The following is a 14,064-nucleotide window of genomic DNA, read 5'->3' as shown; positions in this document are numbered from 1 at the left end:
CGATTGTTTCCAAAAAAGCTCTGTCGAACCGATGCGGAGCACCGCAACACGTTCTGGACAGCGTGCGCGGGCAGAATTACCGTAGCGGCAAAGCAATCCAGCAGGAGTTTCCACTGATGTCCAAGATGCTCTCAATCGCGGCAGGTTCGGTCCTGTGCCTCTCAACCGCGGCCTTCGCGGATGGGCACTGCGCCGCTGGCAAGACCCTGACAGAAGGTAAGTTCACCATCGCAACGGGCAACCCGGCCTATTACCCATGGGTGATCGACGACGCCCCTGAATCCGGCCAAGGCTTTGAAGCGGCCGTTGCCTATGCCGTTGCCGAAGAGATGGGGTTCGCCGCCGAGGATGTCGTGTGGGTCAGGTCTTCGTTTGACGAGGCCATTCAGCCGGGCGCCAAGGAATTTGACGTCAACATGCAGCAATACTCGATCACACCCGAACGGGATCAGGTTGTCGATTTTTCGGCCCCCTACTACACCGCGCCGATGGCGGTTTTGGTGAGCCCGAACGCGACAGACACGGCCCCAACAATCGACGCGCTGAAGGGTTTGCAATGGGGGGCCGTTGGATCGACCACTGCGGTTCCCAAGCTGGCCAGTATCATTCAGCCGGATAGCGACCCGCTGCTTTACGGGGACAACGCTGATGTCAATGCAGCAATGTCGGCCAACCAGATCGACGCAGCGCTGTTTGACCTGCCAACGGCGCTGTTCCTCAGCGCAGTGATGATTGAGGGTTCGAAGGTCATCGGGCAGTTTCCAGCGGACGAAAGCGACAATCCCGATCAGTTCGGGATGCTGATGGAGGAAGGTAACCTCTTGAAAACATGTGTTGATCAAGCTCTGTCAGCGCTGACCGAAAGCGGTAAACTGGCCGCGATCGAGGCCGAATGGCTGCAGGATTCAACCGGTGTTCCGCTGATCAAGTAACATGAGCAACCAAAAGGCGGGCGGGATGACCCGCCGCGAACGCTATGAGGCGCAACAGCGACGCCGGTCGTTGGTGATCGCCACGATAAGCACGGTCACGGTTGTGGCCGCGATATATTTTCTGGTGCCGCTGGCGCCGGGCTGGTCGAAGGTTCAGCAGAGCTTTTTTAACGGAGAGACGCTGGTCAAAACCTTCCCGAAACTGCTTAAGGCGTTTCGGATCAACGTGATGATCTTTGCCTGGTCCGCGCCCGCTATTGCAGTGCTGGGCTTGCTGATCGCATTGGCGCGGGATGCCAAATCCCCCGCCCTGTTTCCGCTGCGCATCTTTGGCGCGGCGTTTACCGACATTTTCCGCGGCGTGCCTGTCATCTTAACAGTCTATCTGATCGGCTTCGGCATTCCGGGGCTGGGCCTGCCGCGCCCGTGGAATTCGCCTTACATCTGGGGCTCGCTGGCGCTGATCCTGACCTATTCAGCCTATGTGGCCGAGATCTTCCGCTCTGGTATCGATAGCGTCCATCACAGCCAGCGCGCAGCCGCCCTTTCGCTGGGCTTGTCAGAACGGCAGGTGATGCGCGATGTGGTGTTGCCGCAGGCCATCCGTAACGTGGTGCCCTCGCAGATGAACATGCTGATCGCGCTGCAAAAAGACGTCTCGTTGCTCAGTTTCATCGGCCCGGTCGAGATTTTTCGTCAGGCCGGCGTATTCAAATCCCTGCTGGCCAATTTCACCCCCTATGTTGGAGCGGCGATCATCTTTCTGATCGTGACAATCCCGGCCACACGCTATGCCGATCATCTGATGGCCCGCCAGATGCGAGAGAGACGCTGATGCCCAAACTGGAACTGAGCGGCGTGGTCAAACGCTTCGGCGACCGCACGGTGTGTGACGGGATCGATCTGACTGTTGAAGAGGGCCAGATGGTCTGCCTGATCGGCGCGTCCGGGTCCGGCAAATCGACCCTGCTGCGCTGCATCAATCTGCTTGAGCCGATCGAGGATGGAGCGATCTTTCTGGACGGCGAGGACATCTCGATCCCCGGCCTGAACCCGCAATCCGTCCGCTCCCGGATCGGCATCGTGTTCCAGAGCTTCAACCTCTTCCCCCATATGACGGCGCTGGAAAACGTCCTGCTCGCACCGCGCCGGGTTCGCAGCCTCTCACGCGCCGAGCTGCTGCCGGAGGTCGAAGCGCTTTTTACACGGTTTGGGCTGGCCGACCGCATGCACAACTATCCCGATCAGCTGTCAGGCGGACAACAACAGCGTGTCGCCATCGTCCGAGCGCTGGCCATGAAACCCGAGGTCATGCTGTTCGATGAGATCACCTCGGCCCTTGATCCCCAGCTTGTAGGTGAAGTGCTGGATGTTTTGCTGATGCTGAAGCGTCAGGGCATGACGATGGTCATGGCCACTCATGAAATGGGTTTCGCCCGCGAAGCGGCGGACAAAGTCTGTTTCCTGGATGGCGGGCAGATCATCGAAGAAGGTCCTCCGGCGGTTCTGTTCGACAACCCGGCGCATGCGACGACCAAAGCCTTTTTGGCGCGCGCGTTAAAATAACCGCACAGCAGCGACAATCGTCAACTCTGCGACGCTCACCGAAGTGTCAGCCCAGCGGACGCTGGATCAGAACGGAACATGTTGCCCGGCGAGATACACGTGAGGCTGTCGAACCCAGAAAATAGTCCAGCGCCGAAGGATGATGCGCGCCGACAATAATCAGGTCGGCGCCGATTTCACGCGCGACCTCAGTGATACGGATACCGGGTTTCCCGGTCTCGACCTGGCAATCGATATCAACGGCATCTGTGGCGAGGGATCTGAGTTTCCTCATGATTTTGTTGGTCAGATGATTTTCGGACTTCACAGTCACGAACTCCGCCGTAAATCCGGGAATTTGTTCCAGCACGGTCAGTAGCGTGATCTTTCCACCCGGGGCCAGCATATTGCGGGCGGTGGCAATCTTCTCGGCGACCAGTTCTTCATGGTCGATCGCCACGGGGATCAAGATGGATTTGTACATGTAACGCACTCCTTATCAGGTTGATGTGGCGTCCAGGGGTGAAGCGCTCAGTTCTATTGTGACCGTTGAAAAGCTCAATTTCGGACCTCTAACGGTGGCGTGTTGCCCGAGCCGGCGAATTGACAGACCTGCCCATAGAGATGTGAGGGAATGCTCAAACCATCTTTCGTTGCCGAAGCGATGGCTTGGCGACGGCGCTCTCCCGGAAGACGCGCGCCTTCCAACGAGGCTATTTGATCAAGCAAAGCTGCTACACGCACCCCGAAATCAGAGCGGATACCCGGGTTGATGGCGATGAGAGTTTGACCGACATCCGGCGCATCGCCTTCCGCTTGAAAGAACGAGCCTGCATTTTGACTAAAGGCGCTGCCCGTCAACGCCGCTGCAAGTATCTCGACCATAAGCGCCAGCGCCGTACCCTTGGCATCGCCGATGGGCAGCATCGTACCGCCCAATGCGGCCTCAGGATCGGTCGTCGAGTGCCCTGAAGAATCCAGCGCCCAGCCTTCCGGTATCGGTTTTCCCGCTTTCCTTGCAGCCATGACCTTTCCGCGTGCAACGACGGACAGCGACAGGTCGATAACCAGCGGCGGACCATCGGCAACGGGTGTCGCGAAGGCAATCGGGTTAGTGCCGAAGATGGCCTCTTTGGCTCCCCAAGGCGCGATAGCCTTGGGTGTATTGGCAAACATCAGGCCGATCAGACCAGCATCGGCAATCCGCTCGACCTGTACCGACAAGGCTCCGCAGTGATGCGAGTTGCCGATGGTCATGACTGCAATGCCCATCTCACGCGCTATGGGAACACCTGCCTTCAGCGCAGCCTCTAACGCAGGATAAGCAAACCCATGGTCGGCTTTCACGTGCAGCGCAGCAGGTGCGTACTGCTTCACAACCGGTGCAGCATCCGCTTTGATTTTTCCGCTGTTTACCTGCGCCACATAGTCTGCCACGCGACTGAAACCGTGCCCAACCTGCCCCTCGCTTTCCGCGGCCACAAGGGCCCGCGAAACGCTGGAGGCGACAGCGCTGGATACGCCGGCTCTTTCGAAGACAGTGGTCAGCAGAGCGACCGCCTCCGCGAGCGTCAGGTGGATCGTGTCAGCCATTTAAGCCCCGGTTCAAACGAGAGGCGGCCATTGCAAATGCAACTGGCCGCCTCGGAGTTTTTACGCACTACGGTACAGCTTGGTCATCGAGAATTCCCGATGCCCCAGTGCTTCTGCCGCTGTGTTGCGACCATTCGCGGTCCGGCGGATCATATCGATCAGCGCGTCTCCGGCCTCATCAATGGTTTGCTCACGGCGCAGGATGCCCGAGACATCGACATCCACGTGCTCACCCATGGTGCGCACAGTGCGTGGGTTCGCAGTGATCTTTATGACCGGTACGATCGGATTGCCCACCACGTTGCCTTGCCCGGTTGGGAAAGTATGGATCACCGCACCGCCTGCGGCCATCAGCGTCACGCATTCCGCCGCCGCTGAAGAGCTGTCCATGAAGTAAAGCCCTTTGCCCGAATTTGGCTGCTCGGCGGGTTCCAAGATGTCGATATACTGCGAGGTCCGGCCGATCTTTTCGAGGTTACCAAGCGCCTTTTCCTCGATGGTGGTCAGGCCACCTTCGATGTTGCCCTTGGTTGGCTGACTGTCGCTGAGATCATCGGTTTGATGTGCAAAGATCACATCGTCCTGATAAGCTTTCCACATCTTGTACCAGCGCTCGCCGACCTCTTCGTTGATGGCCCGTTTCTGGCAGATATGTTCCGCTCCGGTGATTTCCGAGGTTTCACCAAAGAACCCGGTGATCCCTTCGGGCAGCAACTTGTCATACATGTTGCCGACGGTCGGGCAGGATCCCAAACCTGTTGTCGTGTCGCTTTCACCGCATTTGGTCGAGATCCACAGCTCGTTGATCGAGCATTCCTCGCGCTGAACCTCGGTGGCCTTGTGGACAAAGTCCTTGGCCGCCCATGAAGCGCGCCGGATGGTTTCGAAGTCACCATTCTGTTCGATCGAAAACTCAGCCACTTCTTTGCCCGTCTCGCGGATGCCATCAGCGATGCGCTTGGTCCAGCCCGGCTCAATGCCGATCACCACCACCGAATGCACATTTGGGTTGGCCCCGGTGCCGATCATGGTGCGGAAATGCAGCTCGAGGTCTTCGCCAAACTGAAGTCGGCCATAAGCATGCGGGATTGCCAGCGTGCCTTTGACGTTGTTGGCCACCGCCTCGCAAGCGGCGTTGGAAATGTCATCGACGGGCAGGATCAGCACGTGGTTGCGCACGCCGACGCGGCCATTTTCGCGCCGGTAGCCCATGACAGTCATGTTCGAATATTTGCTCATGATATTAGCCCCTTACCAGCGCTTGGTCTTGCAGTTTTGCGTGTGGACATGCCCACCTCGGGGGATGTCAGCGATGATCTTGCCGATATCCTCACCATACTTGATCGCCGTATCTCCGTTCTTGAGGTCCGTGAGCGCGATCTTGTGGCCAATCGGTACATCCGCACCTGCAGTCAGGCGAAAGGTCGAATTGTCGTGGGTGATACAACACAGCATGTCAGTGCCTGCGGTCAGGCCTTCGACGACCACAACACCAACATTGTCTTCCTCTTCATGCACCAGAAGGTGCGGTATTTCATTTGGGGCTGGATTTGACATCAACGTCTCCGGTTTTCGCTATGGTTTAAGGATGGTTTTCGGCGCAAGCGTCTTGCCTGCGCGAATGTCTGCAAAGGCGGCGGCGCCGTCGGACAGGTCGCGGGTTTCAACCCAATCAAGCGCCCCGAGGCGGCCATCGAACATGGCGCTGCAAGTGTCGCGGAAATCCTGTGCGGTATAGGTATAGGTGCCGATCAGCGTGATTTCCTGCAGCGTGATGCGCCGGATATCCAGGCCACCTTCGGAACTGCCGAGGCCGATGTGAAGGATCACACCGCCAGGGCTGACGAGCGCCGACGCGACCGCGCGGGTCGCTGCAAACCCCACCGCGTCAATCACCAGTGGGATGTCCTGATCCGGGGTGTCTACCACGTCGATCCCGCAAACATTGCGCAGATAGTCAGCGCGCACCGCATTGGGTTCGGATAAGGTGACGCGTTCGATGCCCATCGCGGTGAGCGCCAGCGCCGCCGCGAGCCCGATGGCTCCGCCACCAATCACATGGGCGCGCCGTTCATCTGCCGGGTGCAGGGCCGCAAGCCCAAGCCGCACCGCATGCCAGCTGACTGCAATCGGTTCGGCCAGTGCTGCCTGCTCGAGCGTGATATGCGCGGGCACCTCGATCAGATTGCGATCCGGTATGGCGACGTATTCCGCAAAAGCGCCCTCACGCGGCGGCATCGAGATGATCTGTCGCGCGGGGCAAAGGTTCTCGCGTCCGGACCGGCTGGCCGCGCTGTCGGGGTCGTTGACCAGCGGATTGATGGTTACGCGGCGACCATCAGCAGTCACTCCAGCCCCTTCATGGCCGAGGATCAGCGGTGCCGGGCGGCGGTCATCATGGCCCAGATAGGCGTGCATGTCAGACCCGCAAATGCCGACGCTATCGATGCGGACGAGAACCTCATCGGTGCCGGGCTCCGGGTCCGCGAAATTGCGGTATTCCAGCGTTTCGACATCGGTGTAGACCAGAGCTTTCATTTCGCTGTGAACCCTCCATCGACCATCAGAACCTGTCCGGTCACGTAGGCGCATGCATCAGAGCAAAAGAATAGCAACGGGCCGTCGAGGTCTTCAGGCTCACCGTTGCGCCCGATACAGGTTTGCGCTGCGTTTCGGGCGGCGCGTTCAGGATCATCAAAAACCGCAGCGGTCAGTTCGGTCCGAAAGAACCCCGGGCCAATGGCGTTTACGCATATCCCGCTTGAAGACCAGGCCTCGGCCATCGCCCGTGTCAGTTGCGCTATACCACCCTTCGACGCGCCATAGCTAAGCCCTCCGGGAAAGGCTCTGCTGGATTGAAGCGAAGCGAAATTGACGATCCGCCCCCAACCCTTGGTCTTCATTTCAGGCACAAGGTGCTGCGACAAAAAGAAAGGAACGGCAAGGTTCAACCCGATCGTGATGTCCCACCCTTTGGGTGAGACATCATCCGCAGTCTCACGCGTGTTGATCCCAGCGGCATGTACCAGAATATCCGGGGGCCCGAAGGGTTGTGACGCGGCATCGGCCAACTCGGCCAACCGATCACGATCAGAAAGATCCCATGGCAGCGCATGAACCTGATCCAGTTCGGCCAACGCTTCTGCACGCCGAGCCACGCCCACGACCTTTGCACCAGCGCGCGCCAGCACGTCTGCAGCTCTGCGCCCAAGGCCGGAACTGGCCCCGGTCACAAGCGCGGTATGTCCAGTGAGATCAGGATGATAGGTCACGGGAGGCGTCAGTCTTCGGCTGTCAGGTCAAAGTTCTCATCGGGGAAGAACTTGGCCAATCGAATATCCGCAGTCCGCGCATGCCCCTCCATACCTTCAAGGCGTGAGATACGGGCGGTCGCCTGCGCGATCGGTTTCATCGCATCAACGGTCGATCGCTGCCACGTTACGATCTTCATGTATTTGTGCACGCTGAGACCGCCTGTGTAAGTGGCCGCTCGGCTTGTTGGCAGCACGTGATTGGTGCCCGAGGCCTTGTCGCCAAAGGCAACCGTGGTCTCTTCGCCCAAAAAGAGCGACCCGTAGCAGGTCAGTCGATCCAGCCACCAATCAAGATCATCTGCCATCACCGTCAGATGTTCCGGTGCGTATTGATCCGATGTCGCGGCCATTTCTTCACGATCCGCGCACAGGATGACTTCGGCATAATCACGCCATGCAGCGGTTGCGTTTTCCCGGTTCACCTCGGGCAGGTCCTCAATCAGGACGGGCACCAGACGCATGACCTCTTCGGCGAGGTCGCGATTGTCTGTGACCAGCCAGACCGGCGAGTTATACCCGTGTTCGGCCTGCCCAACGAGGTCGGTTGCGACAACCATCGGATCAGCGGTGGCATCCGAAAGGACAAGACTGTCGGTCGGACCCGCGATCATGTCGATGCCGACACGCCCGAATAGGATACGCTTTGCCTCGGCCACGAACTGGTTGCCGGGACCCACGAGGATATTGGCCTTGGGAAGCCCGAACAACCCGAAGGTCATCGCCGCAACCCCCTGCACGCCACCCATGGCCATGATCTTGTCAGCACCACAGATATGCGCGGCGTAGACGATCGCAGGCGCGATGCCGACATCCGGGCGCGGCGGTGAGCACGCAACGATGTGCTTACATCCCGCCACCTTTGCCGTGGTCACCGTCATGATCGCACTAGCGATATGGCTATAGCGACCGCCCGGCACATAACAGCCAGCGGCATCGACCGGGATCATCTTCTGGCCCGCGGTCAGCCCCGGCACGACTTCAACTGCGATGTCGGTCATGGACGCCTTTTGCGCCTCGGCAAAGCGTTTGACGTTGCTGTGGCTGAATTCAATGTCGCGTTTCAGCTTTTCCGGGACAGCATCGATGGCGGCCTGAATTTCGGCATCGCTGAGAATGACATTGCCGTCGTAGTTGTCGAATTTGGCGGCGTATTCCAACGCCTTGGCATCGCCACCTGCTTCAATGTCACTCAGGATTCCCTGAACGATTTCACTGACATCCGACGCTCCGCTGCGCGCGGTCAGCGTGGCTTTCTTCAGGTATTCACGGGTCATGTATCGAGTCCTTTTCCTACCGCGTCTTTCGGCGGCTTATCGATAGACATCAGGCAAAAGTGAGGTGGAGAACGCCGGGATGTAGGCGATCATCAACGTCACGATCAGCATGAAGAAAACAAAGGGGATAGCGCGGTAAGCGATCTTGAGGATCGATTCCCCCGTGATCCCCGACACCACAAACAGGTTCAGCCCCAATGGCGGAGTAATGAACCCAACCCCCAGAGCCGTGATCATCATGATGCAGAACTGGATCTGATTCATCTCGATCTCTTGCGCCAGCGGGTAGAGGATCGGAGCCAGGATCACGATGTTGGGCGTTGTTTCCATAACGCAGCCCGCGATGATCAGGATGAGAACCATCATGGCGATCAGCACATACTCGTTGGAGCTGACGGAGGTCAGAGCCCCGACAAATCCCTGCGGTACGCCAATGATCGCAAGCGCTTCGGCTAGAGGGATCGAGAAGGCGATGATCGGAAGGATCACGCCGTTGACCTTGGCCGAGCTGACCAGCATGGCCGGGAAATCGGACAGTTTCAGCGTGCCCAGGATGAACCCGATGACAATGGTCACAACAACCGCCACGGCGCCAGCTTCGGTCGGGGTCAGTTTTCCCGAAAAGATGCCATAGAAGATGATCCCGGGGACGAGGAAGGCGTACCAACCGGACTTGACCGTCCTCCACAGATTCGCGCGCCATTCGGCTGCGGTCATCATGCCGCCACCTTCCCAGAGATTGAACCGGTTCATCACGACGTTGGTGAGCAGGATGGACGTCAGGATCAAAAGGCCCGGGATCAGTGCTGCAAGGAATAAGGTCGAGACGGCTATGCCCAGCACAAGGCCGATGATGATATAGGCGATGGAGGGTGGGATAAGAATCCCAGTACATGCCCCCGCCGCGACCAAGGCGCAGGCATAGGGACGGGGGTAACCACTCTCCACCAACCGGTCGATAGTCATGCGCCCAACGGCTGCCGCACCCGCTGCATCCGATCCGGAAATCGCCGCGAACATGCCGCAGACCAGAACGGTGGCCGAACCGAACCCGCCCTTGGCCCAGCAGGTCAGCGCCTCGGCCACGTCCAGAAACTTGCGACTGAGCCCCGTTCGGACCAGAACATCCCCGGTCAGGATAAACAGCGGCACGGCTGTCAGCGCAAAAGCATCAATGCCCGAGAACAGCTTCTCACCCACAAGGCTGAGCGGTAGCGCACCGGACATGAGCAGCATGGTGATCGATGCTGCGCCAATCGCAGCCCAGACCGGTACAGCAAGCGCGACAAGGACGACAAAGAGAATAACGGAGGCGTAGAAATCCCACCCAAGTTCAAGTGTTTGACCACCGAGTTGTTGCCACATCATGGATCAGGCCCTCCCTTAATCGAACAGCTTGTCGCCTTCGTAGACGGGACGGCCCGCTCGAAGGTCGGCAATATCGCGGAGGAAGGATTGCACCAGCCGGAAGATGACCAGCGCGAAACCAAACGGCACCGCCATGAGGAAAAAGACCTGGCTGATCCGCAGACCATGCGTGACAGACCCGAATTTCCAGGACACGTGGACGGTCTCCCACGACCAGTAGATCGCGACGAGCGCCACGATGAACATGACAATGTCGCCGAAGATGTAGAGCAGCGTTTTGACCGTGCGCGGGACGTAATGCATCAGAACGTCAATGCGGATGTGACCGCGTTCCTTCACCGCTGCAGCGGCACCGATCCATGCGAGATAGATAAACGCATACCGGACGATTTCTTCGCCCCAGATGGACGAGTAGGCAAAGACCTCGCGCCGGACCACTTCTATGAACATCGTGCCGACAAGCATGACGTAGAAGACAAGAAGCAGCCAACGTTCGGCATTTTTATCAATCGCTCGAAAGAGCTGAGACATGGCATCCTCACTACCGTCGCGCGGGGGCGACGTTTTCTAGTGGGTTTTTCGGTGAGCAAACATTAGGTGAGCCGACGCCAGAAGCGCCGGCCCGGGGAGAGACGCGATCAGGCGTCGTGCACGTAGTATTTCGCACGCGTGTTTGCGGCTTCTTCCAGCTTGGCGAACGCATCCATCGATCCGGCCAGCTCGGTCTTGAAGCTGTCCCATTCACTGCGCTGATAGCCGCCGGCCTCTTTCCATTCGCCCAATTGATCTTCGCTGAGCGAGTGGAACTCCACGCCGTTCGCGATCAATTGAGACATGGCATAGGCACGGGCCGAAGGCACTTTCGACAGGTTCTGTTGCTGGGTGACTTCGCCCGCAAACTCAATGCCTTCCTTGACGTCCATCGGCAGGCTGTCGAACCATTCGAGGTTGATCGAATAGACCTGACTATCCGGCACCGCCTGAGTGAAGGTCACATGGCTGAGGATCTCACCAAAACCAAAGACGTGCAGTGCGCCCACCGAGGGGTCAAGTGCATCTGCAACACCTTGCCGGATGGCCGATGGAGTTTCACCCCAGGCCACAGGCGTCGGGTTTGCGCCGACCATGCCGTAATACTGCTGCAGCATTTTCGATCCGGGCACGCGGAATTTGACACCGGACATATCTCCCGGCGTGATGATCGCGTTGCCACCCTTGCGAACCGCGACGACGCGCGGGTCGATCACGATATACATCAGAGCTTTGAAACCAGATGCCGCAATCTTGGGGTCAACTTCCGCCTTCCACGCTTCGGATGAGGTCAGGTTCGTGAACCGCTGGTTCGAACCGCAGAAATACGGAAGGTTGATCAGATCAACCACGCTCGCGAAGGGTGCGAAGTTCGACAGCGAGTGCTGCGCGGCCTGGATTGTGCCTCCCTGCACCGCCTGCGCCAGTGCGCCACCGGCGCCGAGCTGACCACCGGGGGCCAGTTTCACATAGACCTTGCCATTGGTCATGTTCTGGATGTTTTCTTTCAGGTCCAGCTGCATGATCGGATAGCTACGAGACGCGCCCAGCACATAGGCGGTCGCCAGCGTCATCTTGAATTCTGCCGCGTTTTCCCGATCTCGTTCCTCAGCGGCTGTCTGAGCTGCGGCCTCGCTGGACCACAGTGTACCGGCTGCGCCTGCAACCATAGCCGCCGTGAATGAGCCAGTGCCTGCAAGTTTTAGAAAATTCCGACGCTCGGCCGAGGCCAGCTCCTGTTTGGTCTTGTCCATGTGTTCTCCTCCCGTTTGGACTTTTTCGGATTTATTCCTTTGGTTTTTCCTCCGAAATTTCTTTTGCTTCGCTGCGGAGAATGCCGACGGAAAAGGCGATGGCCGCCGCAAACAAAATCAGCATCTCCCAGACATTATTGACCAGAGGCGCCTTCGTGACCGCCCCGATCACCACGTTCGCAACAAACGCGAGCAGCAATATCCCTGCTATCAAATATGGCATGCGTCCTCCCCAACCCATGCAGTTTTTCGCACTGAGTCGCCTCGAATGTAAGCGCTTACATTTTTCTATGCAAGCGCTTACATCAAACATGTGCTAAGCTTGGCGTTAACTTCGTCCTTTTGCTCGAACTCGACTTACGCTAACTGCCGCCCTGAATGACCAGAAAAGCCATGCCTCAATCCGGGAACGAAAACACAGTTCCGACTCTTGCCGATGTTGCACGACTTGCGGATGTGTCCACCGCAACGGTGTCGCGTTGTCTGAACACCCCCGAACGGGTTGGCAAAAACACCCGCGAACGAGTTCTGGCGGCGGTTCGCGAGCTTGGATACGCGCCGAATTTCGGAGCGCAGGCCCTTGCGGCACGGCAGACGAATACAATCGCCGCTGTGATACCGACAATGGAAAACGCCGTGTTTGCACGCGGGCTGCAGGCGTTTCAGGAAGAACTAGTGCGGCACGGAAAAACTCTGCTGGTCGCGTCGTCTGCTTATGATGCGGAGCTCGAAGAAAAACAGGTGCGTGCGTTGGTTGCGCGGGGCGCTGACGGGCTTTTGCTGATCGGATATGATCGCGAGCCCGAGATTTATTCCTTTCTGGAAAAGCGACGCGTTCCAACCCTGATCGCGTGGTCTTTCAATCCAGATGAGACACGCCCGGCCATCGGCTTTGACAACCGCAAGGCCATGTCTGCCCTTGCACGGCAGGTCATCGCACAGGGTCACCAACATATTGCCTGCATCTCGGCACCGATCGGCTCGAACGATCGTGCCCGAGGACGCGTGGACGGAATCCGAGACGCCAAGCTTGAAGCTGGACAGGACCCAGACGCATTGTTCCTTGTTGAAACGCCTTATGGAATCGAAACGGGCGAAATCGCGTTTCGCGAGGTCATGACAGCTGTTCCACACACAACTGCCGTGATGTGCGTCAATGATGTTCTTGCCGTAGGAGCGCTGCGCGCGGCCCGGGAAATGGGTCTGGAGGTGCCAAAAGATATCTCGATCACCGGCTTTGACGACATCGAAATCGCGATGCTTGCCGAGCCTGCCCTCACGACCGTCCACGTTCCGCATCGAGAAATGGGCCGTCGCGCCGCTGGAATGCTCATTCAGGTCCTGCGGGACGGGTTGAGCAGTCAAAGCGTCGAACTGCCAACAGAAATCCGGCTACGCCAATCACTGGGCCCCGTCCGTCAGGTCTGAGGCCGAGCACCACCAAAGCCCTATCCGGATCAGCTTTGTCAAAGACTGGGCGGGCGCGTGGTGCATTCCGCGTGACTGGGCAATCAAACCAGCCTTCAAGCCCATCGCTTTGGCTGCGTCGCAGCTCAATTGTCTTCGGTTTGATCTTATGCCCTTTGCCAGCATGCATCATGTTCACAACAAACGCAAAAGTGGCATCTGTCAGCGCGTAAGGTTAAGGTCCAGAATGGCAATGGGCTGCGATTGTTGGTGACACCATCATCTCGGGACCACTTCGGTTCGCAGATTCATCGGTACGCTTTGCGCTGGAATCCGATCCAGAAAAGGTCATCACAACCCAAATATAGTTGCTTGGCCAGCTGGCCGACAACCAGACTGTCTTCTCGGCGACCCATCTGAGTTACCCTGGGACCGGACGTGTCACACGCGGCGGCGATGCACTCGCCTCTTTTTCGCTGGTACGACGTGAGCATTAGGGATGAAAGTACAGCGCCGTGCTTTAGCCTGCTGTCAATTCGACATACATTTCAAGCCCGCACCAGATGCCTACCGTTTACGTCCAGTAACCTGCTTCACCACTTCTGTTTCGTGAACCAGTGAGATTTGAACGAGTCAAACGCCCCGAGCCGTCAGGGGGAAAGCGCTGCCTTCTCCCTCGGGCAAATCTATTAAGCAAAACCGCGTCCTCGGCCGCACCAATATTGTCGAATGGCATTGCCTCTCCCCCAACCACCTCCGCCACGTGGCAGATCAGCAGGCACAGGCACCCCGGGTGCCTGACCTGCAAATCAACCCCGATCTTCCAAAAGGAAGTAAGGATCAATGA

The 14,064-nt window shown here is 58.2% G+C and carries 15 protein-coding genes; 4 read left to right on the top strand and 11 right to left on the bottom strand.

Going from position 1 to position 14,064, the window contains the following annotated elements; all coding sequences use genetic code 11:
- The first annotated feature begins 116 nt into the window (after positions 1-116).
- From ACR0NF_RS18615 to ACR0NF_RS18605, 3 genes are read left to right on the top strand one after another with little or no spacing between them, the layout of a single operon-like run.
- Positions 117-932, top strand: coding sequence for an ABC transporter substrate-binding protein (locus tag ACR0NF_RS18615; RefSeq protein WP_480778760.1), 816 nt, complete (start codon positions 117-119; stop codon positions 930-932).
- Position 933: 1 nt separating this feature from the next.
- A complete protein-coding gene (locus tag ACR0NF_RS18610) occupies positions 934-1,767 on the top strand; it encodes an amino acid ABC transporter permease (protein ID WP_480778759.1) in 834 nt (277 codons plus the stop codon).
- On the top strand, positions 1,767-2,498 hold the full coding sequence (locus ACR0NF_RS18605) for an amino acid ABC transporter ATP-binding protein (RefSeq protein ID WP_480778758.1): 732 nt from the start codon (positions 1,767-1,769) through the stop codon (positions 2,496-2,498). The genes ACR0NF_RS18610 and ACR0NF_RS18605 overlap by 1 nt, the downstream gene beginning before the upstream one ends.
- A gap of 46 nt (positions 2,499-2,544) precedes the next feature.
- Here ACR0NF_RS18605 and ACR0NF_RS18600 read toward each other — a convergent pair whose 3' ends face one another.
- The 11 genes from ACR0NF_RS18600 to ACR0NF_RS18550 all read right to left on the bottom strand — a co-directional run bounded on the left by ACR0NF_RS18600 (position 2,545) and on the right by ACR0NF_RS18550 (position 12,033).
- Positions 2,545-2,961 (bottom strand): universal stress protein, encoded by a 417-nt coding sequence (locus ACR0NF_RS18600; RefSeq protein ID WP_480470766.1) that lies wholly within the window; start codon positions 2,959-2,961, stop codon positions 2,545-2,547.
- 74 nt (positions 2,962-3,035) lie between these two features.
- Entirely contained in the window at positions 3,036-4,070 is a 1,035-nt protein-coding gene (locus ACR0NF_RS18595; RefSeq protein ID WP_480668073.1) for an Ldh family oxidoreductase, read from the bottom strand.
- Between the two features lie 60 nt (positions 4,071-4,130).
- A complete protein-coding gene (locus tag ACR0NF_RS18590) occupies positions 4,131-5,309 on the bottom strand; it encodes a UxaA family hydrolase (protein ID WP_480470768.1) in 1,179 nt (392 codons plus the stop codon).
- A gap of 12 nt (positions 5,310-5,321) precedes the next feature.
- On the bottom strand, positions 5,322-5,627 hold the full coding sequence (locus tag ACR0NF_RS18585) for a UxaA family hydrolase (RefSeq protein WP_170392543.1): 306 nt from the start codon (positions 5,625-5,627) through the stop codon (positions 5,322-5,324).
- An 18-nt stretch (positions 5,628-5,645) separates the two neighbouring features.
- The gene (locus tag ACR0NF_RS18580) at positions 5,646-6,608 is read right to left on the bottom strand and encodes an alcohol dehydrogenase catalytic domain-containing protein (RefSeq protein WP_480470769.1); all 963 of its coding nucleotides are present in this window, start codon (positions 6,606-6,608) and stop codon (positions 5,646-5,648) included.
- A complete protein-coding gene (locus tag ACR0NF_RS18575) occupies positions 6,605-7,342 on the bottom strand; it encodes an SDR family NAD(P)-dependent oxidoreductase (protein WP_480470770.1) in 738 nt (245 codons plus the stop codon). The genes ACR0NF_RS18580 and ACR0NF_RS18575 overlap by 4 nt, the downstream gene beginning before the upstream one ends.
- Before the next feature lie 8 nt (positions 7,343-7,350).
- Positions 7,351-8,658 carry a histidinol dehydrogenase gene (gene hisD, locus ACR0NF_RS18570; protein ID WP_480778757.1) on the bottom strand — a complete coding sequence of 436 codons (1,308 nt, stop codon included), beginning with the start codon at positions 8,656-8,658 and terminating at the stop codon, positions 7,351-7,353.
- A gap of 36 nt (positions 8,659-8,694) precedes the next feature.
- Positions 8,695-10,026 (bottom strand): TRAP transporter large permease, encoded by a 1,332-nt coding sequence (locus ACR0NF_RS18565; RefSeq protein ID WP_480778756.1) that lies wholly within the window; start codon positions 10,024-10,026, stop codon positions 8,695-8,697.
- A gap of 15 nt (positions 10,027-10,041) precedes the next feature.
- Positions 10,042-10,557 carry a TRAP transporter small permease gene (locus ACR0NF_RS18560; protein WP_170694801.1) on the bottom strand — a complete coding sequence of 172 codons (516 nt, stop codon included), beginning with the start codon at positions 10,555-10,557 and terminating at the stop codon, positions 10,042-10,044.
- A 107-nt stretch (positions 10,558-10,664) separates the two neighbouring features.
- A complete protein-coding gene (locus tag ACR0NF_RS18555; RefSeq protein ID WP_480470773.1) occupies positions 10,665-11,810 on the bottom strand; it encodes a TRAP transporter substrate-binding protein in 1,146 nt (381 codons plus the stop codon).
- 31 nt (positions 11,811-11,841) lie between these two features.
- Positions 11,842-12,033, bottom strand: coding sequence for a hypothetical protein (locus ACR0NF_RS18550; protein ID WP_480470774.1), 192 nt, complete (start codon positions 12,031-12,033; stop codon positions 11,842-11,844).
- A gap of 155 nt (positions 12,034-12,188) precedes the next feature.
- On the opposite strand from ACR0NF_RS18550, the gene ACR0NF_RS18545 reads away from it, so the two are divergent.
- Positions 12,189-13,238: a LacI family DNA-binding transcriptional regulator gene (locus ACR0NF_RS18545; protein ID WP_480470775.1), complete on the top strand. Its 1,050-nt coding sequence runs from the start codon at positions 12,189-12,191 to the stop codon at positions 13,236-13,238.
- Positions 13,239-14,064: the final 826 nt, after the last annotated feature.

The organism is Ruegeria sp. CF4, from assembly GCF_056537345.1.
This window is presented reverse-complemented; position numbering and strand designations above follow the sequence as displayed.

Bases quoted from the DNA above. Each gene is read 5' to 3' on its own strand.
- ACR0NF_RS18615 (WP_480778760.1), top strand. From the start codon at position 117: ATGTCCAAGATGCTCTCAATCGCGGCAGGTTCGGTCCTGTGCCTCTCA.
- ACR0NF_RS18610 (WP_480778759.1), top strand. From the start codon at position 934: ATGAGCAACCAAAAGGCGGGCGGGATGACCCGCCGCGAACGCTATGAG.
- ACR0NF_RS18605 (WP_480778758.1), top strand. From the start codon at position 1,767: ATGCCCAAACTGGAACTGAGCGGCGTGGTCAAACGCTTCGGCGACCGC.
- ACR0NF_RS18600 (WP_480470766.1), bottom strand. From the start codon at position 2,961: ATGTACAAATCCATCTTGATCCCCGTGGCGATCGACCATGAAGAACTG.
- ACR0NF_RS18595 (WP_480668073.1), bottom strand. From the start codon at position 4,070: ATGGCTGACACGATCCACCTGACGCTCGCGGAGGCGGTCGCTCTGCTG.
- ACR0NF_RS18590 (WP_480470768.1), bottom strand. From the start codon at position 5,309: ATGAGCAAATATTCGAACATGACTGTCATGGGCTACCGGCGCGAAAAT.
- ACR0NF_RS18585 (WP_170392543.1), bottom strand. From the start codon at position 5,627: ATGTCAAATCCAGCCCCAAATGAAATACCGCACCTTCTGGTGCATGAA.
- ACR0NF_RS18580 (WP_480470769.1), bottom strand. From the start codon at position 6,608: ATGAAAGCTCTGGTCTACACCGATGTCGAAACGCTGGAATACCGCAAT.
- hisD (WP_480778757.1), bottom strand. From the start codon at position 8,658: ATGACCCGTGAATACCTGAAGAAAGCCACGCTGACCGCGCGCAGCGGA.
- ACR0NF_RS18565 (WP_480778756.1), bottom strand. From the start codon at position 10,026: ATGATGTGGCAACAACTCGGTGGTCAAACACTTGAACTTGGGTGGGAT.
- ACR0NF_RS18560 (WP_170694801.1), bottom strand. From the start codon at position 10,557: ATGTCTCAGCTCTTTCGAGCGATTGATAAAAATGCCGAACGTTGGCTG.
- ACR0NF_RS18555 (WP_480470773.1), bottom strand. From the start codon at position 11,810: ATGGACAAGACCAAACAGGAGCTGGCCTCGGCCGAGCGTCGGAATTTT.
- ACR0NF_RS18550 (WP_480470774.1), bottom strand. From the start codon at position 12,033: ATGCCATATTTGATAGCAGGGATATTGCTGCTCGCGTTTGTTGCGAAC.
- ACR0NF_RS18545 (WP_480470775.1), top strand. From the start codon at position 12,189: ATGACCAGAAAAGCCATGCCTCAATCCGGGAACGAAAACACAGTTCCG.